This is a genomic window from Roseburia yibonii (genome assembly GCF_014297335.1).
Lineage (GTDB): Bacteria > Bacillota > Clostridia > Lachnospirales > Lachnospiraceae > Roseburia_D > Roseburia_D yibonii.
This window is the reverse complement of the sequence record NZ_JACOQH010000005.1, coordinates 25,026-48,527: the sequence shown is the minus strand read 5'-3', so window position 1 is coordinate 48,527 and position 23,502 is coordinate 25,026. Positions and strand designations below refer to the sequence as shown.

The following is a 23,502-nucleotide window of genomic DNA, read 5'->3' as shown; positions in this document are numbered from 1 at the left end:
TTTTTCAATGATTGTGCAGATATTTGTGCAAAGAAATTTGATATGGTATACTGAAAAGAAAACCGGGGGAGTAAGGAAGAGCAGAATGGGAAAAAAGAATGAAAAAGAAAAAAGCAAAAAAGACGAGATAGTAAAAAGGCGGGAAGCAGAGGGATTTCTGCCAAAATATTCCGAGCGTTACTTCGCGGGAAGGGGAAAAAGCAGACTTATCTGGGGATTCATCTGCGCGTTTATCGGGATCGAAGCTTTTCTCGCGGCGGAGGAGAGAGCGTTTTATTCCGCAGGATGGAACATGGTGGCATTTTTTAGCATAGCAGTCGTGATCTATGTGATCTGGCCGTGCGGCCGCGTCTTAAAAAGGAAAAAGATGCTTGGCTTCTGGCTGCGGCAGGAAGGGATCGAGCAGGAGTTATTCTTTGGCGGAACAAGGATGCTGCCGTACAGCTATTACGACGGGCTGCTGTGCGAGGAAAAATACTACTACAAAGATTCCTGTTTTCAGATCGGAAAAGGGAGGGATAAACTTTGCTTTCCGTATGAGATCGGAAACCAGAAGGCGAAGAATCATGTCCATGACTTTCACAAGCGGTTGAGACCGTATCTGAACGAAAAAATGCCAACCTATTATTCCTGCTGCGGGGTGCTGGACCGGAAATATTTTTACCGGAAGAACCGCAGGATACACAGCGCGATCCTCTGGGTCACCACGCTTGTGTTCTGGGGACTCAGATCCGATATTACACGTATTGGCCAGGCGGGAGTCTGCGGGGCGGTTGTCGGCGCGATCGCAAGTATTGCGCTTTACTATATTTTTAAGGATGCGGTGCTCGAACAGAAAGTTTGGGATGACTTAAAGAAAAAACTGCCGGACTGCTGGAGCCATGTACAGGGAAATCCGTATATGGGCTGGATCGTGTTCTGGATCGAAACGGGTTTCTGGATATTTGTCATGCTTATGATCATCCTTTTTGCGGGAGAATAGAGGAAAGATATGTTACGGGAAAAACAATATGAGAGAAAAAACTGGCGGTCGGTGATCCATATGACATGGGATCCGGGCAGCTCGGAAGTGATCCGAATCCATATGGTGCCGCCGCGTTTCCTGCCGTTTCGCAAGGTGCCGTCCATAGCGATCTTAAACGGGCAGGAGCTGCTGCCGCTAAATGAGGCATGGGCGATCCTGTTTACGGAGTTTGCCAATGCGGTAAACGCGCATGGAGCGGGAGAAATGAGCGAAGAGGATCTGGCAGGGATTCTGGACCGCACCTTCGCCGGGGTAAAAAAAGTGTATCCGCAGGCAACGGATGAGATGCTAAAAGAGGATCTGCTCGCGATCACGGATACATTCCGCACAGTGGTGCGCGGTGAGATTCCGGAAGTGGAGATCGGCGGGCTGTCGCTTGCCGGGTACGCGAAAAATATGACCGCGCCGCACCGGATGGATCTTATGGTATCGGCAATGACGGTAAACGGCGCATGGCACTGCAATCAGAAATGTCTGCACTGTTACGCGGCGGATCAGAAGCTGTCGGAGGTGCCGGAGCTTTCGACCGGAGAGTGGAAAAAGATCATTGCCGCCTGCAGGAAGGCGAAGATCCCGCAGCTGACGTTTACCGGCGGGGAACCGACACTACGGGCGGATCTCTGTGAGCTGATAAAGGAGGCGCGCTGGTTTGTCACAAGATTAAACACAAACGGCGTGCTGCTCTCACCGGAGCTTTGCGCGAATTTGAAAGAAGCGGAGCTGGACAGTGTCCAGGTGACGTTTTATTCGGACAAGGAAGCGGTACATAATGAGCTGGTCGGGGCGGACAATTATAAAAAGACGGTGGACGGGATCAAAAACGCGCTTGCGGCGGGGCTTAATCTGAGCATCAATACGCCGCTTTGCACGAAGAACCGGGAATACCGGGATACGCTCGAATTTTTACACGCGCTCGGTGTCACCTATGTGACCTGCTCCGGGCTCATCGTCACCGGAAATGCGAGAAAGGAAGAGTCGGAGCGGACGCAGCTTGCGGAGGAAGAACTGTATCGGATCTTGGAAGATGCGGCGGCGTACTGCTATGCGAACGGGATGGAGATCGCGTTTACTTCGCCGGGCTGGATCGCAGAAGAAAAACTGCTCGCGATCGGACTTTCGGTGCCGTCCTGCGGCGCGTGTCTGAGCAATATGGCGATAGCACCCGATGGCAGGGTCATACCGTGTCAGAGCTGGCTGGATGAAAAACCGCTTGGAGATATGCGGACGGAAAGTTTTAAAAAGATCTGGAACCGTGCTGCGAGCAGAAAGCACCGGGCATACGCTTCAAAAAATAAAAAGAGCTGCCCGTTAAGGGAAAGGGGAGAAAAACAGAAATGAAAAAATACACATGGAAGATCTGCATGGTTTTTGCGCTTGTCCTGTTCTGTCTGTTCGGTCAGAAAGAACGTGTCATGGCGTATTCAGATGCACTTGATGAGATCGAAGATTATGAGATAAAGATAAAACCGGCATCGGACGGTTCTTTGTATATGACCTACCATATTGCGTGGAAGGTGCTGGATGACGAGAGTGAGGGCGCACTGACCTGGGTAAAGATCGGGATCCCGAATGAATATGTGGAGGATGTACGCCCGCTCAGTGACAGCGTAAAGAGCGCAAAGTATAAAAGCTATGACGGCGAGGATTATGTGAGAGTGGATCTTGACCGGGAATATTATGCGGGAGAGGTAGTGGATATTGATTTTTCCATTCACCAGCATCATATGTATGAAACGGCGGGGCAGTGGCGCACCTATAATTTCACGCCGGGCTGGTTTGACGAGATCGAAGTGGATCATCTGGCTGTCTACTGGAATCAGAAAGGCGTGGATTCCGTCCCGTATCAGGCGGTAGAGGATGGAGATGATTATCTGTGGGAGACCAGCCTGTTTCCGGGGGAACGGTATTCTGTCACGGTCGATTATCCGGCGGATTTTTTTGAGAGTGAGGATGACGCGGTAACGAGCGCGCGGGCAAAAACGGATGTGGTGCTCATTGCGCTTCTGATCGGTGTTCCGGTCCTGGTGTGTGTCCTCGCGCTGATCTTCCGGGCACGGGTCGCAGGGAAAGATCATTATACGAAAGACCGTGGAATGGGAGGCATTTATACCTCGACGCACCATACGGGAGGCCACGGCGGCGGAGGCGGCTGTGCATGCGCATGTGCCTGTGCGTGTGCCGGTGGAGGAAGAGCCGGCTGTGCGAGAAAAGATTTCTACGGAACCAGGCTTGAAACGTTAAAAGTCAGACAGGCGATTTTAAATTATGAAAAAAATTCTTGCCAAGAAAAATGATATGTGATAGTATGTGAAACAAAGAAAAAGCGAAGAAAGAGACTCCTATCTTCAGACATCGACAGGAACACGGCGTCACCGACTGAGAGCGCTGTCCGAAAGAGGAGATAGCGGGAACACTCTGGAGCTGGTAGATTGAACCCCGGATCGAAAAGACCGGATGCAAGTAGGTTTACCCGGAGAGCGCACGTTACGCGCATAAAGTGGAGAAGGCACAGCCTTTCTCAATGCGGGTGGTACCGCGGGATATTTGACATTCTCGCCCTGGAATCTTCGGATTCCGGGGCGTTTTTTTATCCCGTCCCGCACCTATCGACACACCGCAAAAGGCGGATAGAAAAGGAGCGTACAAAAATATGGATTTTGTGACAGGAGTAACCAAAAAAGAAACATTAGAGATCAGTGAACTGCTTGCAGGGGATCTCACCGGAGAGACAGTCAGAGTAAACGGAGCCGTGCATGCCATCCGTGACATGGGCGAGGTCGCTTTCGTGATCCTGCGAAAGAGAGAGGGACTTCTTCAGTGCGTATATGAAGAGGGAAAGACAAACTTTGACTTAAAGGATTTAAAAGAGGGCGCGACCGTGGAAGTAAAGGGCGTTGTATCAAAAGAAGACCGTGCCCCGAACGGGATCGAGATCCGGTTATCGGAGATTCAGGTATTGTCTGAGCCGGTAGAGCCGATGCCGCTTGCGATTTCCAAGTGGAAATTAAACACTTCTCTGGAAGCAAACTTAAATTACCGTGCGATCTCCCTCAGAAATGTGAGAGAACGCGCAAAGTTCCGTATCCAGGAAGGCATTGTGAGAGGATTCCGTGATTTCCTGTACAAAGAGGGATTTACCGAGATCCACACCCCGAAGCTCGGCGCAAAGAGCGCGGAGGGCGGAGCAAACCTCTTTAAACTCGAGTATTTCCACAGACCGGCGATCTTACAGCAGAGCCCGCAGTTCTATAAACAGATGATGGTCGGCGTCTTTGACCGTGTCTTTGAGACAGCGCCGGTGTTCCGTGCGGAGAAACACAATACCAAGCGTCATCTGAATGAGTACACCAGTCTTGACTTTGAGATGGGCTATATTGACGGCTATGAGGATATCATGGCGATGGAGACCGGATTTTTACAGTACACGATGGAACTCCTGTCAAAAGAATATGCAAAAGAGTTGAAAATGTTAAACATCACGCTCCCGAATGTGGATAAGATCCCGGCGGTGCGTTTTGATGAGGCAAAACAGAAAGTTTCCGAAAAATACGGCAGAAAGATCCGTAACCCTTACGATCTTGAGCCGGAAGAGGAAGCGCTGATCGGAAAATATTACAAAGAAGAGTGCGGCGCGGATTTCGTGTTCATTACACATTATCCGTCCAAGAAGAGACCGTTTTACGCGATGGATGATCCGGAAGATGCAACCTATACGTTAAGCTTTGACCTTCTGTTCCACGGACTTGAGATCACGACCGGCGGACAGCGTATCCATGATTATAACGAGCTTCTTGCAAAGATCGAAAAGCGCGGCATGACGACCGAGGGCATGGAACAGTATTTAAGCGCGTTCAAGCATGGTATGCCGCCGCATGGTGGACTTGGTATCGGTTTGGAGCGTCTGACGATGCAGCTTGTCGGAGAGGACAATGTTCGTGAGACCACCCTCTTCCCGAGAGATTTAAGCCGTCTGGAACCGTAGGAAAAAGAAAGGAGCAGATCCATGAGTGAAAAAAATATGATTTCCGATGAGACGATCGAATACGTCGGAATCCTTGCAAAACTGGAATTAAATGACGAAGAAAAAGAGCGCGCCAAGAAGGATATGGGCGATATGCTCGATTATATCGATAAATTGAATGAACTGGACACGTCAGGCGTAGAGCCGATGTCCCATGTGTTCCCGGTAAACAATGTGTTCCGCGAGGACGTTGTCACAAACGGGGATGGCAGCAAAGATACGCTTGCCAATGCCCCGGTTATGAAAGACGGCGGCTTTAAGGTTCCAAAGACGATCGGTTAGGCAGGAGGAATGACATGAGTTTAATGAGTTTGACAGCCGTTGAGCTGGGAAAGAAGATAAAAGCGGGTGAAGTGACCGTAAAGGAAGCAGTCACGGAAGCTTTAGACGCGATCGAGAAAAAAGAAAAGACCGTCGGCAGTTTTGTGACGGTGGACAGAGAGGGCGCCTTAAAGCGCGCGGAAGAAGTACAAAAACAGATCGATGACGGTACCCTGACGGGACCGCTTGCGGGTGTTCCGGTGGCGATCAAGGATAATATGTGTACAAAGGGCATGCTTACAACCTGTTCTTCCAGGATCTTATACAATTTCAAACCGACCTATACTGCGGAGGCGGTAAAAAATTTAGAGGAAGCCGGCGCGGTCATCCTCGGAAAAACCAACATGGATGAATTTGCCATGGGAAGTACGACAGAGACCTCTGCTTACGGCGTGACAAAAAATCCGTGGAACACGGAGCATGTGCCGGGTGGTTCCTCCGGTGGATCCTGCGCGGCGGTAGCGGCAGAGGAGTGCTCCTTTGCACTCGGATCGGATACCGGCGGATCGATCCGTCAGCCGAGTTCCTTTTGCGGTGTGACCGGAATCAAGCCGACCTACGGCACGGTTTCCCGTTACGGACTGATCGCTTACGGTTCCTCCCTGGATCAGATCGGACCGGTCGCAAAAGATGTGACGGACTGCGCAACGATCTTAGAGGCGATCGCTTCCTATGATAAGAAGGATTCCACTTCGATTCGGAGAGAAGATCTGGATTTTACGTCAGCGCTTGTGGATGACGTGAAGGGCATGAAGATCGGAATCCCGAAGGATTATTTCGGAGAAGGGTTGGATCCGGAGGTCAAAGAAGCGGTGCTTGGCGCAGCAAAGAAATTAGAAGAAAAGGGCGCAATCGTGGAGAAATTTGACTTGAGTCTTGTCGAATACGCGATTCCTGCTTACTATGTCATCGCCTGCGCGGAAGCAAGCTCGAACCTTGCCCGCTTTGACGGTGTAAAATACGGATACCGTACCGAAGAATACGACGGACTGCACAATATGTATAAAAAGACACGTTCCGAAGGCTTCGGACCGGAAGTAAAACGGCGTATCATGCTCGGTTCCTTCGTTCTCAGCAGCGGTTATTATGATGCCTATTATTTGAAGGCACTGCGCACGAAGGCACTGATCAAAAAGGCATTTGATGAAGCGTTCGCAAAATATGACGTGATCCTCGGACCGGCGGCACCGACGACCGCACCGAAGATCGGAGCATCCTTAAGCGATCCGATCAAGATGTATCTCGGCGATATCTATACGATCTCCGTCAATCTTGCCGGACTGCCTGGAATCTCACTTCCATGCGGAAAAGACAAAAACGGACTGCCGATCGGACTGCAGCTGATCGGAGACTGTTTCAAAGAGAAAAATATCATCCGCGCGGCATATGCGTTTGAGCAGACGAGAAGCTATGAACACAGCCCGCTTGCAGAACAGGATTAAGGAGAGGAGGAGAAGAGAATGCGTAAAGAATATGAAACCGTGATCGGACTGGAAGTCCATGTAGAACTTGCAACCAAGACGAAGATCTTCTGCGCCTGCTCCACAGAGTTCGGCGGAGCGCCAAATACCCATACCTGTCCGGTCTGCACCGGAATGCCGGGTTCCCTGCCTGTCTTAAACAAACAGGTTGTGGAATACGCGATCGCAGTGGGACTGGCAACAAACTGTACGATCACCCAGTACTGCAAATTTGACCGGAAGAATTATTTTTACCCGGATAATCCACAGAACTATCAGATCTCCCAGCTGTATCTGCCGATCTGCCGGAATGGCGGCGTCGAGATCGAGACAGCCGGAGGCAAAAAGACGATCGGGATCCATGAGATCCATATGGAGGAGGATGCCGGAAAACTGGTACATGACGAGTGGGAAGATGTTTCCATTGTCGATTATAACCGTTCCGGGGTGCCGCTTATTGAGATCGTATCCGAGCCGGATATGCGTTCCGCGGATGAAGTCATCGCCTACCTTGAGAAACTGCGCATGATCATTCAGTATCTTGGCGCTTCCGACTGTAAATTGAACGAAGGCTCCATGCGTGCCGATGTCAACCTCTCCGTGCGCGAGGTCGGAGCGACCGAGTTCGGTACCCGTACCGAGATGAAGAACTTAAACTCCTTTAAGGCGATCGCGAGAGCCATCGAAGGAGAAAGAGAGCGTCAGATCGAACTGATCGAGATGGGAAAATCCGTTGTGCAGGAAACCAGAAGATGGGATGACAACAAGGAATCTTCCTTTGCGATGCGTTCGAAAGAGGATGCGCAGGATTACCGTTATTTCCCGGAGCCGGATCTTGTGCCGATCGTGATATCGGACGAATGGCTGGCTGAGGTTAAAGCAAGAGAGCCGGAGCTTCGTACCGCAAAACTGGAACGTTACAAAAAAGAATATGACATTCCGGATTACGATGCGGAGATCATCACGAGCCATAAGAGACTGGCGGATATTTTTGAGGCGACCACGGAACTCTGCGGCAAACCGAAAAAAGTATCCAACTGGCTGATGGTCGAGACAATGCGTCTCTTAAAAGAAAACGATATGGAGCCGGAAGATATCAGGTTTTCACCGGGCAACCTTGCGAAGCTCATCGATCTTGCCGATGCGGGAACCATAAACAGCAGCGTGGCAAAGGAAGTTTTCGAGGAAGTGTTTAAAAACGATATCGATCCGGAAAAATATGTGGAGGAGAAGGGCTTAAAGACCGTAAATGATGAGGGGGCTCTCCGCACGACGATCGAACAGATCATAAAGGACAATCCACAGTCTGTGGAGGATTACCACAATGGTAAGGAAAAAGCCATCGGATTTTTAGTAGGACAGACCATGAAAGCGATGAAGGGAAAAGCGAACCCTGCGATGGTAAATCAGATCTTAAAAGAACTCTTATAGTATATAATAAGAAGAAAGAATAAAAAGAAAAATGGAAGATCGGACAGAAACCGGAAAAAATTACCGGCCTGTCCGATTTTCTTTTCCATTCTTTCCGTAGACAATGCCATGGTTTTGTGTGATAATAGAAAGACAGGAATTGGGGAAAAGGGTTATTGGATGGGAATCAGGTGCAAATATGAAAAAAACGAAGGAATACGAAAACGAGCCAAAAACCAGTGAAAACGGAAAAAAGAGATGGACAGCCGAGGAGATTAAGACAGAGATCCTAAGCTGGATCAAACTGATCCTCATCATTTTGATCTGTACTTTTCTTTTGCGCAGATACGTTATCGTAAATGCGGAAGTGCCGTCATCCTCCATGGAAAATCTGATCGAACCGGGAGACCGGCTGGTTGGATTTAGGATGGCATATTTAAAGGAAGAACCAAAACGTTTTGATGTCATTATCTTCCGTTATCCGGTGGATGAATCGCAGAGCTTTATCAAGCGCGTGATCGGACTTCCGGGAGAGACTGTGGAGATCCGCGAGGGCAGGATCTATATCGACGGGGCAAGCGAGCCACTGGAAGAGGATTACCTGAAAGAGGAATGGACCGTAAACAACGATGGCTATGTGTTTCAGGTGCCGGACGACTCCTATCTGGTGCTTGGGGATAACAGAAATGTTTCTCTGGACGCGCGGTACTGGGCAGATGAGGCGATGGAGTACGGCGTCGCGGCGACCGAGTCGGAAGCGGAGAAGTATTCCTATGTGAGCAGGGACGCAATCCTTGGAAAAGCAGAATTTAAATACTGGCCTAAAGTAGGATGGATCCGATAAAACACAACATGCAGGAAAACTGGAGGTACTTGGAATGAGTGAAAATGAAAACAAAGATGATCTGATCCATACAGATCATAACGATATACCAAATGACAATACGAACAAAGACAAAGACGAGTATGAAGACATCTGCTATATCTGCCGCCGCCCGGAGAGCGTGGCAGGCAAGATGATCCATATCCCGAGTAATATCTGTATCTGTCAGGACTGTATGCAAAAGACATTCGACAGCATGAATGGCTCCGGTCTTAACATGAACGATTTTATGAACATGGGTGGCGGCATGCCAAACATTGGAATGATCAATCTGGCGGATATGCAGGGATTTATGCCGAATAACCAGAAGGTAAAAAAGAAAAAGCCGAAAGAACAGAGCGAACCGGTGCTTGATATCCACGCGATCCCGGCGCCGCACAAGATCAAGGCAAAGCTTGACGAGTATGTGGTGGGACAGGAGCACGCGAAGAAAGTCATTTCTGTTGCGGTGTACAATCACTATAAGCGTGTTGCGGCAGATACCAAAGACGAGATTGAGATCGAAAAATCCAACATGCTTATGATCGGACCGACCGGATGTGGAAAAACCTATCTGGTAAAGACGCTCGCAAAGCTCCTAGATGTGCCGCTTGCGATCACGGACGCGACTTCCCTGACAGAAGCCGGCTATATCGGTGATGATATCGAAAGCGTTGTCTCAAAACTGCTTGCCGCAGCCGGAAATGATGTGGACAAGGCGGAACGCGGGATCATCTTTATCGACGAGATCGATAAGATCGCGAAAAAGAAAAATACCAACCAGAGAGATGTCAGCGGGGAATCCGTACAGCAGGGAATGTTAAAGCTCTTAGAGGGAGCGGAAGTGGAAGTTCCGGTCGGAGCGAGCAGCAAAAATGCGATGGTTCCGATGACCATGGTAAACACCAAAAACATCCTCTTTATCTGCGGCGGTGCGTTCCCGGGACTGGAAGATGTCATCAAAGAACGTCTGAACAAAGAGGCATCGATCGGATTTAAGGCAGATCTGAAGGACAAATATGATGAAGATGAGAATCTGCTCCGCCAGGTAACGGTGGAGGATATCCGCAAATTTGGAATGATCCCGGAATTCATCGGACGTCTGCCGGTCATCTTTACGTTGGACGCGCTGACCGAAGAAATGTTAGTCCGGATCCTGAAGGAGCCGAAAAACGCGATCTTAAAGCAGTACAAAAAACTGCTTGCGCTCGATGAAGTGGAACTCTCCTTTGAGGATGACGCGCTTTATGCGATCGCAAAGAAGGCGAAGGAAAAGAAAGTCGGCGCGCGGGCGCTGCGTGCGATCATCGAGGAATTTATGCTGGATATCATGTATGAAGTCCCGAAAGACGACAACATTGGAAAAGTCACGATCACCAGAGATTATGTAGAAAAAAATGGTGGTCCGCTGATCGCGATGCGTGGATGCGCGGAGCTTGAAGATCATAATATGTAAAGAAAAAAAGCCGCAGGAGGCATTTGCAGAGCCCCTGCGGCTTATGTTATACTAAAAAACAAAAAGGGGGAAATGAATGACAGATTATATTTTATTAGTTGCAGCAGTCATACTGTTATGCCTTTCGCTCAATAAACTGTCCGGAAAGATCGGGGTGCCGATGCTTTTGGCATTTATTCTGCTTGGCATGTTGTTTGGCACGGATGGAATTTTGAAGATCCCGTTTGACAATTTTGAGATCGCGGAACAGGTGTGTTCCATATCGCTCATCTTTATCATGTTTTACGGTGGTTTCGGAACAAGTTTTAAGCAGGCGAGGCCGGTGGCAGGAAGGGCGGTGTTGCTTTCAACAGCCGGGGTATTTCTGACGGCACTTCTGGTTGGGCTGTTCTGCCATTATCTGCTTCACTTTGAATTTTTAGAAAGCATGCTGATCGGAGCCGTCATAAGTTCCACCGATGCGGCGTCCGTGTTTTCCATCCTCCGTTCCAAAAGGCTGAACTTAAAATATAATACCGCTTCCATGCTGGAAGTTGAGAGCGGAAGCAATGATCCCTGCTCGTATATGATGACCGTGATCATTCTGACGGTCATGAGTGGAAAATTCAGCGGGGGTGAACTGGTATGGATGATATTTGCGCAGCTTGTGTTTGGAATATGCGTCGGAGTACTTGTGGCGCTTGGCGCAGCGTTTATCTTAAAGAAAGTGCAGTTTGCGACAGACGGATTTGATACGATCTTTGTCTTTTGCATGGCACTTGTAGCGTACGCGCTTGCGTCGCTGCTTGGAGGAAACGGATATTTAAGCACTTATATAGCGGGTATCATCCTTGGGAATCAGCCGCTCACCAACAAAAAATCCCTGGTGCATTTTTTTGACGGGATCACCGGGCTGATGCAGATGCTGATCTTCTTTCTGCTCGGACTTTTATCGTTCCCGTCGCAGCTGCCGCAGATCCTGCCGTATGCGCTTGCGATCGCAGTATTTCTGACCTTCGTGGCAAGACCGGTTTCGGTGTTCGCGATCCTTTCGCCGTTTAAGGCACCGATCCGCCAGCAGCTTCTGGTTTCGTGGTCGGGACTTCGCGGCGCGGCGTCCATCGTATTCGCGATCATGGCAACGGTGAGTCCGGCATATACCAAAAATGATGTATTCCATATTGTGATCTTTATCGTGCTCTTTTCCATCAGCATCCAGGGCTCGCTGCTCGGACTGGTCGCAAAGAAGCTTGACATGATCGATGATACGGGCAACGTCATGAAGACATTCAGTGACTATTCGGATGAGATGCCGGTGGAATTTATCAAGATCGCGATACGCAAAAACCATCCGTGGGCAGGCAAAAAGATCATGGATATCCTTTCGCTGCCGGATGTGTTAGTGGTACTCGTTCTGCGCGGGGAAGAGCGTATCGTGCCGAATGGAAGTACCGTTCTTCTGTCGGGAGATATTGTGGTATTGAGTGCGCTTTCGCCGGAGGAAAATCTGGGCCTGTGCCTTGCGGAGCGGACGATCGAAAAGGACAGTTCGCTGATCGGAGAGACGATCGCGGCGTTAAAGCTCGGGGAAGAAAAACTGGTGCTGCTTTTGAAGCGGGGCGAGGAGGTCATCATTCCAAACGGTTCCACGAAGATCAAAGAGGGAGACGTGTTAGTCATCTGCCAGGTGTAAAAAGCCGGTTCACTTTTTTTCGCTTCTGCATACATATACATAGGAGAGCAGGTTGCAAAAAAGGAAACGGCGTGTATGGATTGCAAAGAGGCAGTTTATTCGGAGGATTATTATGACCTTATCATAGAGTACGGGAGTATCGGTGCCAATACATCGGTGATCCCGGCGGACTGCAGGCAGGAGATCAATGTTGCGTACAGCATCGGATATTTCAACAGAGAGCGTCTGCCGGATTTAAATATTACGGATTATACCTATTCCGCCATCCCGCAGTGCTTTACGCTAATGGATGACGCGGCGTTATCTGGCAGCGGGATCTTAAAGGTGCAGAATCAGCCAACGCTTTCGCTGAAAGGAGAGGGTATCCTTCTCGGCTTTCTGGACACCGGGATCGATTATCAGAATCCGGTGTTTCAAAACGGACCGGCAAGCAGCCGCATTGTGAGTATCTGGGATCAGACGATCCGGGATGGCAGGCAGCCGGAGGGCTTTTTGTATGGAAGCGAGTACCGGACGGAGGAGATCAATGCGGCGCTTCGCAGTGAAGATCCGCTTGCTTTCGTGCCGTCGGTAGACGAGGATGGGCACGGAACGTTTCTTGCCGGAGTTGCGGCGGGATCGGAGGATGTGCCGGGAGATTTTTCCGGCGCGGCGCCCTATGCGGATATCGCAGTGGTAAAGTTAAAGCCGGCAAAGCAGAACATCCGTGATTTTTATTTTATCCCGTCTGACGCGGTCGCATATCAGGAAAATGATGTGATGGCAGCGATCGCGTATCTGAACAAACTGGCGTTAGAAGAAAACCGTCCGCTGGTGCTCTGTATCGGGCTTGGCACGAGTATGGGAAGCCATGGCGGAACCAGCCCGCTTTGCATGTATCTAAACGAGATTGCGACCCTGAAAAATCATGTCGTGGTGATCGCGGCAGGAAATGAAGCGAACGCGAGACATCATTACTACGGAACGATCATGAAACATGGGGATTCCGAGACCGTTGAGATCAATGTGGGAGAAAATGTCCGGGGATTCACGGCGGAACTCTGGGCGAAAGCACCGGAGCTTTATTCCGTCGCGATCATATCGCCGACCGGGGAACAGATCCGGCGGATCCCGGTCATGCAGCGCAACCGCGTGGAGTACCAGTTCATTTTTGAAGAGACGGTGGTCAGCGTGGAATATCAGATGGTCGGAGTGCGGAGCGGCGATCTGCTGGTGTTTTTCCGGTTTGACCGCCCAACGCGCGGACTCTGGGAGATCGTAGTCTATGCGGAGGACAGCATCGTGGAGGGACATTATCATATCTGGCTTCCGCTCAGGCAGTTTATGAGCGGTGACGTGATCTTTCTGCGTTCCAGTCCCGATGTGACGCTTACAGTGCCGTCCACAGCGGAAGTCCCGATGACAGCGGGTGCTTATGATGTACAGACGGGAAGCCTGTTTTTGGATTCAAGCAGAGGATTTACTGCGGTAGGTGACATCAAGCCGGATTATGTGGCACCCGGGGTAAATGTATACGGACCGGATCTTAGAAACCGCTATACGACAAGAACCGGCACTTCCGCGGCGGCGGCAGTCGCGGCGGGAGGAAGCGCGCTTTTGCTCGAGTGGGCGATCAAACGGCAGTATGCCAGAAATGTCAACAGTGTAAATATTAAAAATTATATCCTGCGTGGAGCGAGGCGGGAAGAGGGCAGAACCTATCCGAACAAAGAGTGGGGGTACGGGGTGCTGGATATCTACGAAGCCTTGAATAAACTAAGGGTACTTTAGGTAAGACAAAGGAAGAGAAAAAATGGAATTATATATGCAAAATGAGCTGACAGAACAGTTAAGGCAGACCGACTGCGTATTCACACACGGAGGAAAATTTCATGCGGATGATGTGTTTTCCTATGCGCTGCTTCGCATGATCCATCCGGGACTTCTTGTGAGACGCGGCAATGAGGTGCCACAGGATTTTACCGGGATCGTCTTTGATATCGGAGGAGGCGCGTTTGACCACCACGGGAACGATGAGAAAAAGAGGGAAAACGGTGTGCCGTATGCCGCGTTTGGGCTGTTGTGGCAGCAGCTTGGCACGGCGGTACTCGGAGATGAGAAGCAGGCGGAAAAATTTGATTTCCGTTTTGTCCAGCCCCTGGATCAAAACGACAATACCGGAGAGCCGGATGAGATCGCTTCTCTGATCGCGGATTTTAATCCGGTCTGGGATGCAGACGAGGATACGGATGCCGCGTTCCTTCGGGCGGCAGATTTCGCGGAGCAGATCCTGGAACGAAAGTTCTCTTATATTAAGAGCAATATACGCGCGGACGAGGCGGTAAAACCGTATCTGGCGCAGGCATCGGACGGGATCCTTGTGATGGATCAGTATCTTCCGTGGAAAAAGGCGGTGGAGAAAGAAGAGGGAATCGCGTTTGTGGTATTTCCGTCCAACCGCGGAGGCTATTGCGCGATGAGCGTCAAAGATTCCGTCTTAAAGGAGACCAAATGTCCGTTTCCCGCGGAGTGGTACGGAAAGCGCGATAAGGAGCTTGCGGAAATTTCCGGGATCGCATCGCTGCGCTTCTGTCATAAGACCGGCTTTATGCTGACAGCTGATGAAAAAGAGGACGCCATTCTTGCGTGCCGCGTGAGCAGGGAGAAGGAGAAAAAGAGCCGGATCTTCTGGATGCGCGTAAAAAAGGCGTTTCGAAAGAAGAAGAGCAGGAGGGACGTCAGATGATATATCTCGGGATCATAGCAGGCATTTTCTGGCTTGACTATTTTATCAAACGTTATGTGGATAAGAACCGCGAACTGATGGAGGAGACTCCCATTTTAAAAGGAAAGGTCATTATCCGTAAGTATTATAATAAGGGAGCCGCACTTAATTTCCTGGCAAAAAAGCCGGAGCGTATGCGGCAGATCCAGACCCTGCTTATGGCGGCGGCCGGAGGGAGCTTTTTTACCCTGTTATCAAGAAGAGGGGACAAAGGCGTGAAAACGGCGCTCGCCATGATACTTGGGGGAGGCGCGAGCAACCTTTATGACCGCGTGAAAAAAGGACATGTTGTGGACTATTTTAGTTTTAAAACCAGATCCAGGCGGCTGTCCGGCATTATCTTTAACATATCGGATTTCTTCGTGTTCGCGGGGGCTCTGCTGCTTGTGCTGTTCGGGAAAAAGGAAAAATAAAAAAAGGCGTTTGTCATCCGGTTTCAAACCGGAGTGGCAAAGCCTTTTTTTATTAATCACATTTTTGTTCCTTATATCTTAGTCCTAATAAAAAATCGAAATTCTATATTACAGAGAAAGGTACATTGAAAAAAACGGGCTGATTAAAATTGTTTAGCAGACTGTTACGTTGACAGCCTGAGGACCTTTTGCGCCTTCTGTAACATCGAATTCTACGTTAGCGCCCTCTTCTAAGGATTTGAATCCTTCCATGTTCAGTCCTGAGTAGTGTACGAATACATCTTTTCCTTCTTCGTCGGAAATGAATCCGTAACCCTTCTGATTGTTGAACCACTTAACTGTACCTTTCATTTCAGTACCTCCAAAATTAATATATCATGCCATTTTTGACACAGGTTCAGAATAGCATACATCATTCCAAAAGTAAAGGAAATTAAGAAAGTATTTCGTGGCAGATTCCGTGATTTTTCAGAAAACGGCAGACCAGTTCGTCCCACGCATTTTCAAAGGAACGATCCATGGAAAAGACGCGGTAGGAGACCCCTGTCGTACAGGTGAGTACCTGATCCTTAAAATGCAGATTCAGATAAGCGCCCGAAATGTCATTCTCGGAAAGAGAACTTCCAGAATGAACGAGTGTATTTTTTAAATTTTCCGGAGAGAGCATGAATACAAATTTAAAATAAGAAGGGGTGTGCTTCCCTTTGATCAGGTCAAAACAGTTCGACCGGAACAGGGAAAACGGCGCGGTCGAGAGTCCGTTCAGTCCGAGGATGTCGAGTTCGTCCGTCGTGAAAAAGGAAGTATTTAACGTGCCGTCAATGTGACAGGTGACGGAGGTGGTGATCACGGCCTCCGGCATGAGAAAATGATCAAATAAATCTGTTTTTAAGAGCTTTGCCATAAAATCTTTGACGTCCGTAATCTGTAATGAAATCATAAAATTCCTCCTGCTTTTCTCATTATAGCGGTTTGAAATGCCGAATGCAATTTAAAAGAATTTAAAAGATTTTTTCACATACTCGAAAAATGAACAAAAATATAGTAGAATACAAAACAGGAGGAATCAGGAATATGAAAGAATTAGAAGAATTATTTTCGTTGCTGGAGGAGGGAACTTCTCCGTATCAGGTTGTATCACATACAGAGGACTATTTAAAAAAGGCAGGATTTTTTGGACTTTCCTTTGGAAAGCCATGGGATCTTACTCTGGGAGAAAAATATTATGTAAACCACCATGGCTCCACGATCTTTGCGTTTACGATGCCGGAGCGGGCAGAGCGGATGGGGGATATCCGCATAGCGGCGGCGCACACCGACTTCCCGTGTCTCAGGATCAAACCGAATCCCGATGTAAAGAATGCTTCATACGCCGGGGTCAATGTGGAAGTATACGGCGGAGCGATCTTAAATACCTGGCTGGACCGTCCGCTCAGCGCAGCCGGCCGTGTGGCGGTAAAGAGCGGGGAGATCTTAAAACCGGATATCCGTTATGTGGATCTTAAAAAACCAGTCTTTACGATTCCGAACCTGGCGATCCATATGAACCGTGAAGTGAATAAAGGAGTGGAGCTCAATAAACAGATCGATATGATCCCGGTCTTTGGGATGGAAACGTCATTTCTGTCGTATCTGGCGAAGGAGCTTTCGGTAAAAGAGGAGGATATCCTTGATTTTGAGCTTTATATCTACTGCGCGGAGAAACCGCTTTTTGTCGGCGGAGCGGAAGAATTTATCTCATCGCCGCGTCTGGATAACTTAACGAGTGTGGCAGCCTTAAGCCGGGCAATCTGCAAAGCAGGGAAGCGAAACGGTCTGAATGTGATCGCGTTGTTTGATCATGAGGAGATCGGCAGCCGGACAAAGCAGGGCGCCGGGTCGTTCATGCTGAATGAGCTTTTAGACAAGATCCTGCTTGGAATGGGAATGGATCCGGTTGCGGTGAAAGAGGCAAAGTATAACAGTATGATGCTTTCGGTTGATGTGGCGCATGCCCTGCATCCAAACCAGATGGGCAAGATGGATATCACGAATCAGCCGGTGACCGGGAAGGGACTCTGCATCAAAGAGGCGTGTTCCCAGTCCTACGCGACAGACTGTGAGGCGATCGCTGTCGTGCAGCAGCTGTGCGAGGCAAAAAAGATCCCGTATCAGAAATTTGTGAACCGTTCGGATATCCCGGGAGGAAGTACATTAGGATCGATCGCGTCCGCTCTGCTTCCGGTCAAGACGGTTGATATCGGACTGCCGCTTCTCGCGATGCATTCCGCAAGGGAACTCATGGGAAAAGAGGATCAGAAAGCATTGTGTGACTGTGTCCGTGAATTTTTCTCAGTTTGTCAGTCAGGCAGAAAGTAGAAAACAGATAAGAGGGACAACATGCGTTTGAACAGAAAAAAATGGATGCTATCCGCACTTGCGGCGCTGTTTCTTATGACAAGCGGGTGTGCTTCCGTAAAAGTGGATGAGATCCGTGGTGTGAAGGACAGTATTTTATCTACGGCGGAAAGACTCGTTGTGCAGGATACCGAAACCGAAGCAGCCGGAACGGAGCAGGGAACGGAAAACGGGACGGCGGATGTGAACGGGATCTCGGACGGAAAATATGTGTATGAGTGTCTGGATGGAGAAACAAAAAAAGTATATGATGAGGTGCTGGCGGCGATCCTGGAGCAGCGTGAGAGCGTGATGGTTTCCACACTGGATGAAAAGGTGCTCGATCAGGCGTATCGCGCGGTCAATGCCGATTACGGCGGACTTTTCTGGGTGTCCGGTTATCAGTATACCCAGTATCTGTTAGGAGAGCAGCAGACCGGTCTCGCGTTTTCACCCCGGTATACGATGAGCTATGAGGAAAGACAGGGCACGCAGGCGGCGATCGACGCAAGTGTGGAACAGATCCTTTCGGGTATCTCGCCGGCGGACAGTGATTACGATAAGGCAAAATATGTCTATGAAAAGCTGATACAGAATGTCGATTATGTGCCGGATGCCGACAATAATCAGAACATTATCAGTGTATTTCTGACCGGACAGACTGTATGTCAGGGCTATGCCTGCGCGACCCAGTATCTGTTAAATCTCTTAGATGTTCCGGGTGTGATCGTGACCGGTATGGCGAACGGACAGAACCACGCCTGGAATCTGGTGCTCCTCGACGGAAATTACTATTATATCGATACGACCTGGGGAGATCCGACCTATGCCAACGCGGGGGAGGATGAAAAAGAGGTCAACTATGATTACCTGAACCTGACGACATCGGAGATCACGCGGACACATACGATGACGGTCGATTTCCCGCTGCCGGACTGTACCGCGATGGAAGATAACTATTATGTGAGGGAAGGCCGCTATTATGTTGACTGGTATCCGGATGAGATCGGGGCGCTTTACCGCGCGGCGTGGGAAAACAAAACCGGGCCGGTCGCGGTGAAATTTGCGGATTCGGCGCTGTATGCGGAGGCAAAGGACTATTTTATCACAGATCAGCATATCGGGGATTTCTGTGATGGATTAAAATCATTCCGATACCGCGAAAATCAGGATCTTGGCGTACTTACAGTATATTTTTCGTAAACTTTTGCGTTTTTTTATAAAATAACTCTTTTCAACTGGTAATATTTGTGCTACTATCATGTAGTAATAAAAACTACATGATGCAGAGGAAAAGAAAATGACATATAAAATTATAATTGACAGTTGTGGAGAACTTACCGATGTGATGAAGCAGAATGAACATTTCTGTAATGTCGCGCTGGAACTGAGTGTAGACGATCATCACATCACGGATGATGAGACGTTTGACCAGGCGGATTTTCTTCGCCGGGTAAAGGAGAGCAAGAACTGCCCGAAGTCTTCCTGCCCGTCTCCGGAGAGCTATATGGAGGCGTTCGGGGATGCCGAGCGTATCTATATGATCACGCTTTCTTCCAATCTGAGCGGCTCTTACAACAGTGCGGAACTTGCAAAGAACATTTATAGTGAGGAGCATCCGGATGCGGATATCCATGTGTTTGATTCCCGCTCCGCTTCGGTCGGGGAGACACTGATCGGTCTGAAGGTACAGGAACTGGAAGAAAAAGGACTGGATTTTGACAGCGTTGTGATGCAGACAGAAGCCTATATCAATGAGCAGAATACATTTTTTGTGCTTGAGACACTGGATACCCTGCGCAAAAACGGCAGACTCAGTAATTTGAAGGCGGTCGTTGCAAGCGCGCTCAGCATAAAGCCGGTGATGGGATCTACTCCGGAGGGAACGATCTGCCAGCTCGGTCAGGCACGCGGCATGACAAAGGCGCTGGATAAGCTGATACAGGATATGCTTGAGAAGACGAAAAATACCGAGGAGCGTGTGCTTGCGATCGCGCATTGTAATTGTCCGAAACGTGCGCAGTCCATGCGGGAAAAAATTGAAAAGCTGGCAAAATTCAAAGATATTATCGTTGTGGATACGGCGGGAGTCAGCACCATGTACGCAAATGACGGTGGTGTGATCGTAGCGGTATAAAACAAAAGAGGATGGGCGTTATGCGGTCTGTTAAAGAAGTCCGAAAGGCAGAAGTTTTTCGGGACAAAGGAGACAGCGCATGACGTTCTTTTTTTATATATTTTATCATCAATTTATCAAAAATGCGGTATAATAGAACCATAGCAATCTATGGAAAATACGGAAAGGAGAAGGGGAATATGTTAAAAAACTGGAATAAGCCAAGATGCCCGGAAGAAGAGGAACTTTTGACGCGATTAAAGGCAGCGCGTGAGCGCCTTACGGTACAGCAGATGCAGATCAAAGAAAAGAAGCTTCCGGTGCTCATTTTGTTTGAGGGCTGGGGAGCCGCAGGCAAGGGCAGTGTGCTTGGCAAGGTGATAAGGAACATTGATCCGCGCTTTTTTCAGGTGGCAACGATGGGGAAGCCGACCGAGGAAGAGGCGAGAAAGCCATTTTTATACCGGTATTTTGTCCAGATCCCGGAGGCAGGAAAATTTAAATTTTTAGATGGTGGCTGGATGGACGAGATCACGCAGGCGGTGCTGTACAAAAAGACGGATGAGGAGCATTATAAGGAACAGATCGAGAGCGTGCGGAGGTTTGAGCGTCAGCTGACCGACAATGGTTATCTCGTGGTGAAATTCTTTTTCCAGATCAGTGAAAAGGAACAGAAAAAACGTCTGGAGCTGTTAAAGGATGACAAGAACACAAAGTGGCGTGTAAACCAGGATGACAGCTGGCAGAATAAACACTATGCGCAGTGCATGGATGTGTTTGAGCAGTATCTGTGTGACACGAATGCGTCCCAGGCACCGTGGTATCTGATCGACGCGAAGGATAAAAAGTGGGCGGAGCTTCAGGTGTTGGAGACGCTGGTGAGCAGTATCGATACCGCACTGAAAAACGCGAGTCTTGCCGTGCCGCTTTTGCAGAATCCGTTCCCGCTTGAGCAGGCACCGAAGCTTTCGGAAGTAAAACTGGATAAGGAACTGACGCAGGAGGAATATAAAGAAAAGCTGGAGAAATATCAGAAGCGTCTGCGGGAACTGCACAATGAGCTTTACCGCAAAAAAATTCCGGTGATCATTGCCTATGAGGGATGGGATGCCGCAGGCAAGGGCGGAAATATCAAGCGGATCACCGAGGCGCTTGATCCGAGAGGATTTGAGGTACATCCGATCGCGAGCCCGGAGCCGCATGAGAAAGCGAGACATTATCTCTGGCGTTTCTGGAACCGTCTGCCAAAGACCGGGCATGTCGCAATCTTTGACAGAACCTGGTACGGAAGGGTCATGGTGGAGCGCCTGGAGGGATTTTGCAGTGAAAATGACTGGCAGCGCGCTTACAATGAGATCAATGAGTTTGAAAAGGAACTCTCCGACTGGGGTGCGGTTGTGATCAAATTCTGGGTACAGATCGATAAAGATACCCAGCTGGAACGCTTTAAAGACCGGGAAGGTACGCCGGAAAAGCGCTGGAAGATCACAGATGAGGACTGGCGTAACCGCGACAAGTGGGATCAGTATGAGGAAGCGGTCAACGAAATGTTAAAAAAGACCAGTACAAGCTATGCGCCGTGGCATATCCTGGAGTCCAATGATAAGAAATACGCGCGCGTGAAGGCGCTTAAGATCGTTGTGGACGAGGTGGAAAAGGCACTGAAGGAGAGAAAATAATTTACAGGAAAAGCGAAGCAGGCATTACGAAATCGTAGTGTCTGCTTTTTTTTGCGCCGGGCGCTGTTGGTGTTTTCCTGCTTGATTTTATCAGGTGATAGGGATACAATAAAAAAGCATGTCACACTGTTACGAGAATATCGATTGGGATATCGGGCAGCTGCAAATATAAGAGAGAGAGGAAAGTTATGAAAAAACAAGTATTTATAATGCTTTCACTGGTTGCTGCACTTGGGATCGCCGTGGTATTTCCAGATACGGTCGGCGCAGCCGAAGTGATAATGGAAAGCACGGAAGATGAGACAAATACCGCAGGAAAAAACATAGATTCGGAGACCGGACTGGTTATTCCGGAACTGAAAGACTGGGATTACACGAAAGATGATGCCAATAAGATTTTATTGATCAAGGACTATAGAGGATTTGATTCATACATAAAAGTTCCTGCAGCATATATGATTGACGGAACGAAATACAAAGTTAAATTTACATTGAAAAGAAAAAATTATTTAAACGAAGAGGGAGTATTCTCAAAACACAATTTAGTGAAAGAGGTATTTTTAGAAGACGGAATTACCGGGGATTTCAGATATCTGTTTAAAGATTGTTGTAATTTAAAGAAAGCAAATATTCCGTCGGGAGTGACGGATTGTACCAGTATGTTTGAGAAATGTACAAGTTTGGTGGAAACACCGACGATCCCGGCGGGAGTGACAGAGTGTAAATCCATGTTCGCTTACTGCGAGAACCTGGAAGAACCACCGGAAATCCCGTCAGGAGTGGTAAATTGTAATTTGATGTTTTATCACTGCGAAAAAATGGCAAAGGCACCGGAAATCCCATCAGGTGTGGAAAGGTGTCAGATGATGTTTGCGTACTGCAAAAGTATCGTGGAAGCTCCGGACATCCCGTTAAGAGTGACAGACGCTAACAGAATGTTTAGTGACTGCAGTGAGCTGGTGAAAGCACCGAACCTGCCGGAAAGTATAGAAGATGCAAGTGCTATGTTTGAGGATTGTTCAAAATTGTCAGGAAGCATGGAAATTTCGGGGAGAATACAGAAATTATACCATTGGTATTATGCAGGGAAAGAATATAATGTAGGTATGTTTGAAAATGCGGCCACCGAAGGGGATGGGCTTACGATTTATTATGCGGACGATGTGAATATTGACGAGATTTTAGAGACAAAAAGTGCGAATAGTAAAATTACCGCAAAACCGCTGTCGGAAAAGCCCGGGCCAAAGCCGGATACACCAAAACCGGATACACCAAAGCCGAGTGATCCGACCCCGGATACGCCAAAGCCGAGCGACCCGACCCCGGCAACACCATCGGGAACTAAGGTGGCAACTTACGGAAATGATACCTTTTATCAGGGCGATGATGGAAATCTGCGCTGCTATGAAAACGGCAAGTTAGTTACCAATGAATTTAAATTTGACGGAACTTATACTTATTATATGCAGGCAGACGGAACTCCGATGAAAGACCGGCTGACCTACCATCCGGATGGAGAGCATATCATCTATCTTGATACCGAGGGACATGAAGTGTTTGCCAATTTCCAGTATTGCCCGAGCGTGGATTATATCTGTTACTTTGATTCCCAGGGATATCTTTATAAGGATCAGATCACGTTTGTGGGAGACAAGACATATTATCTGAATGCCAATGGAGCGCTGGAACAGAATGGCTGGTTCCGGTTTGCAAATGGTCTGGATTATGGATGGGCAAATGGCGACGGTACTTTGATCACGACAGGATTCTCTGCGGATCCGTACGGAAGAACGGTGTTCTACCATTGGAATGGAATGGTAGCGAGAGGGCTGATTACGGATGGTGTCTACTATTACAACATGGACACGACAGATGGACATTACCTTGGACAGTTTCCGGTGCAGTAGAAAATAGAGCCTGGGGTGAGT

Annotated in this window: 20 protein-coding genes; 18 read left to right on the top strand and 2 right to left on the bottom strand. The window is 48.7% G+C overall.

What is annotated here, in order from left to right:
* Positions 1-85 precede the first annotated feature (85 nt).
* The 13 genes from H8Z76_RS08125 (at position 86) to H8Z76_RS08065 (ending at position 15,403) form a co-directional block, all read left to right on the top strand.
* Positions 86-982, top strand: coding sequence for a hypothetical protein (locus H8Z76_RS08125; protein ID WP_186982209.1), 897 nt, complete (start codon positions 86-88; stop codon positions 980-982).
* A gap of 9 nt (positions 983-991) precedes the next feature.
* Complete coding sequence (locus H8Z76_RS08120; RefSeq protein WP_186982208.1) at positions 992-2,362, top strand: radical SAM protein; 1,371 nt, start codon at positions 992-994, stop codon at positions 2,360-2,362.
* Complete coding sequence (locus H8Z76_RS08115) at positions 2,359-3,318, top strand: hypothetical protein (protein WP_186982207.1); 960 nt, start codon at positions 2,359-2,361, stop codon at positions 3,316-3,318. Before H8Z76_RS08120 ends, H8Z76_RS08115 begins: the two co-directional genes overlap by 4 nt.
* Positions 3,319-3,674: 356 nt before the next feature.
* The gene (aspS, locus tag H8Z76_RS08110; protein ID WP_186982206.1) at positions 3,675-5,006 is read left to right on the top strand and encodes an aspartate--tRNA(Asn) ligase; all 1,332 of its coding nucleotides are present in this window, start codon (positions 3,675-3,677) and stop codon (positions 5,004-5,006) included.
* A 21-nt stretch (positions 5,007-5,027) separates the two neighbouring features.
* Positions 5,028-5,327: an Asp-tRNA(Asn)/Glu-tRNA(Gln) amidotransferase subunit GatC gene (gatC, locus tag H8Z76_RS08105; RefSeq protein WP_022514487.1), complete on the top strand. Its 300-nt coding sequence runs from the start codon at positions 5,028-5,030 to the stop codon at positions 5,325-5,327.
* Between the two features lie 14 nt (positions 5,328-5,341).
* Positions 5,342-6,808 carry an Asp-tRNA(Asn)/Glu-tRNA(Gln) amidotransferase subunit GatA gene (gene gatA, locus H8Z76_RS08100; protein ID WP_186982205.1) on the top strand — a complete coding sequence of 489 codons (1,467 nt, stop codon included), beginning with the start codon at positions 5,342-5,344 and terminating at the stop codon, positions 6,806-6,808.
* Between the two features lie 18 nt (positions 6,809-6,826).
* Positions 6,827-8,257 carry an Asp-tRNA(Asn)/Glu-tRNA(Gln) amidotransferase subunit GatB gene (gene gatB / locus H8Z76_RS08095; protein WP_022514485.1) on the top strand — a complete coding sequence of 477 codons (1,431 nt, stop codon included), beginning with the start codon at positions 6,827-6,829 and terminating at the stop codon, positions 8,255-8,257.
* Between the two features lie 178 nt (positions 8,258-8,435).
* Positions 8,436-9,080 carry a signal peptidase I gene (gene lepB / locus H8Z76_RS08090; protein ID WP_022514484.1) on the top strand — a complete coding sequence of 215 codons (645 nt, stop codon included), beginning with the start codon at positions 8,436-8,438 and terminating at the stop codon, positions 9,078-9,080.
* A 34-nt stretch (positions 9,081-9,114) separates the two neighbouring features.
* Positions 9,115-10,554 carry an ATP-dependent Clp protease ATP-binding subunit ClpX gene (gene clpX / locus H8Z76_RS08085; protein WP_186982204.1) on the top strand — a complete coding sequence of 480 codons (1,440 nt, stop codon included), beginning with the start codon at positions 9,115-9,117 and terminating at the stop codon, positions 10,552-10,554.
* Positions 10,555-10,630: 76 nt separating this feature from the next.
* Positions 10,631-12,226 (top strand): potassium/proton antiporter, encoded by a 1,596-nt coding sequence (locus tag H8Z76_RS08080; protein ID WP_147618647.1) that lies wholly within the window; start codon positions 10,631-10,633, stop codon positions 12,224-12,226.
* 75 nt (positions 12,227-12,301) lie between these two features.
* Positions 12,302-13,996 (top strand): S8 family peptidase, encoded by a 1,695-nt coding sequence (locus H8Z76_RS08075; protein ID WP_186982203.1) that lies wholly within the window; start codon positions 12,302-12,304, stop codon positions 13,994-13,996.
* A gap of 22 nt (positions 13,997-14,018) precedes the next feature.
* Positions 14,019-14,951, top strand: a complete 933-nt coding sequence (locus H8Z76_RS08070) for an MYG1 family protein (protein WP_243240487.1) — start codon at positions 14,019-14,021, stop codon at positions 14,949-14,951.
* Positions 14,948-15,403 carry a signal peptidase II gene (locus H8Z76_RS08065; protein WP_186982202.1) on the top strand — a complete coding sequence of 152 codons (456 nt, stop codon included), beginning with the start codon at positions 14,948-14,950 and terminating at the stop codon, positions 15,401-15,403. Before H8Z76_RS08070 ends, H8Z76_RS08065 begins: the two co-directional genes overlap by 4 nt.
* Positions 15,404-15,556: 153 nt before the next feature.
* Here the strand turns inward: H8Z76_RS08065 and H8Z76_RS08060 are convergent, their stop codons facing one another.
* On the bottom strand, positions 15,557-15,754 hold the full coding sequence (locus H8Z76_RS08060; RefSeq protein ID WP_022516261.1) for a cold-shock protein: 198 nt from the start codon (positions 15,752-15,754) through the stop codon (positions 15,557-15,559).
* An 82-nt stretch (positions 15,755-15,836) separates the two neighbouring features.
* Positions 15,837-16,343 carry a DUF5721 family protein gene (locus H8Z76_RS08055; RefSeq protein WP_147618644.1) on the bottom strand — a complete coding sequence of 169 codons (507 nt, stop codon included), beginning with the start codon at positions 16,341-16,343 and terminating at the stop codon, positions 15,837-15,839.
* Between the two features lie 134 nt (positions 16,344-16,477).
* Between H8Z76_RS08055 and H8Z76_RS08050 the strand changes: the two genes are divergently transcribed.
* The 5 genes from H8Z76_RS08050 (at position 16,478) to H8Z76_RS08030 (ending at position 23,481) form a co-directional block, all read left to right on the top strand.
* Positions 16,478-17,761 carry a M18 family aminopeptidase gene (locus tag H8Z76_RS08050; RefSeq protein ID WP_186982201.1) on the top strand — a complete coding sequence of 428 codons (1,284 nt, stop codon included), beginning with the start codon at positions 16,478-16,480 and terminating at the stop codon, positions 17,759-17,761.
* A 21-nt stretch (positions 17,762-17,782) separates the two neighbouring features.
* Positions 17,783-18,982 carry a transglutaminase domain-containing protein gene (locus H8Z76_RS08045; protein ID WP_186982200.1) on the top strand — a complete coding sequence of 400 codons (1,200 nt, stop codon included), beginning with the start codon at positions 17,783-17,785 and terminating at the stop codon, positions 18,980-18,982.
* 97 nt (positions 18,983-19,079) lie between these two features.
* On the top strand, positions 19,080-19,916 hold the full coding sequence (locus H8Z76_RS08040; protein WP_147618642.1) for a DegV family protein: 837 nt from the start codon (positions 19,080-19,082) through the stop codon (positions 19,914-19,916).
* A 179-nt stretch (positions 19,917-20,095) separates the two neighbouring features.
* Complete coding sequence (gene pap / locus H8Z76_RS08035) at positions 20,096-21,574, top strand: polyphosphate:AMP phosphotransferase (RefSeq protein WP_147618641.1); 1,479 nt, start codon at positions 20,096-20,098, stop codon at positions 21,572-21,574.
* A 188-nt stretch (positions 21,575-21,762) separates the two neighbouring features.
* Entirely contained in the window at positions 21,763-23,481 is a 1,719-nt protein-coding gene (locus H8Z76_RS08030; protein ID WP_186982199.1) for a leucine-rich repeat protein, read from the top strand.
* Positions 23,482-23,502 lie beyond the last annotated feature (21 nt).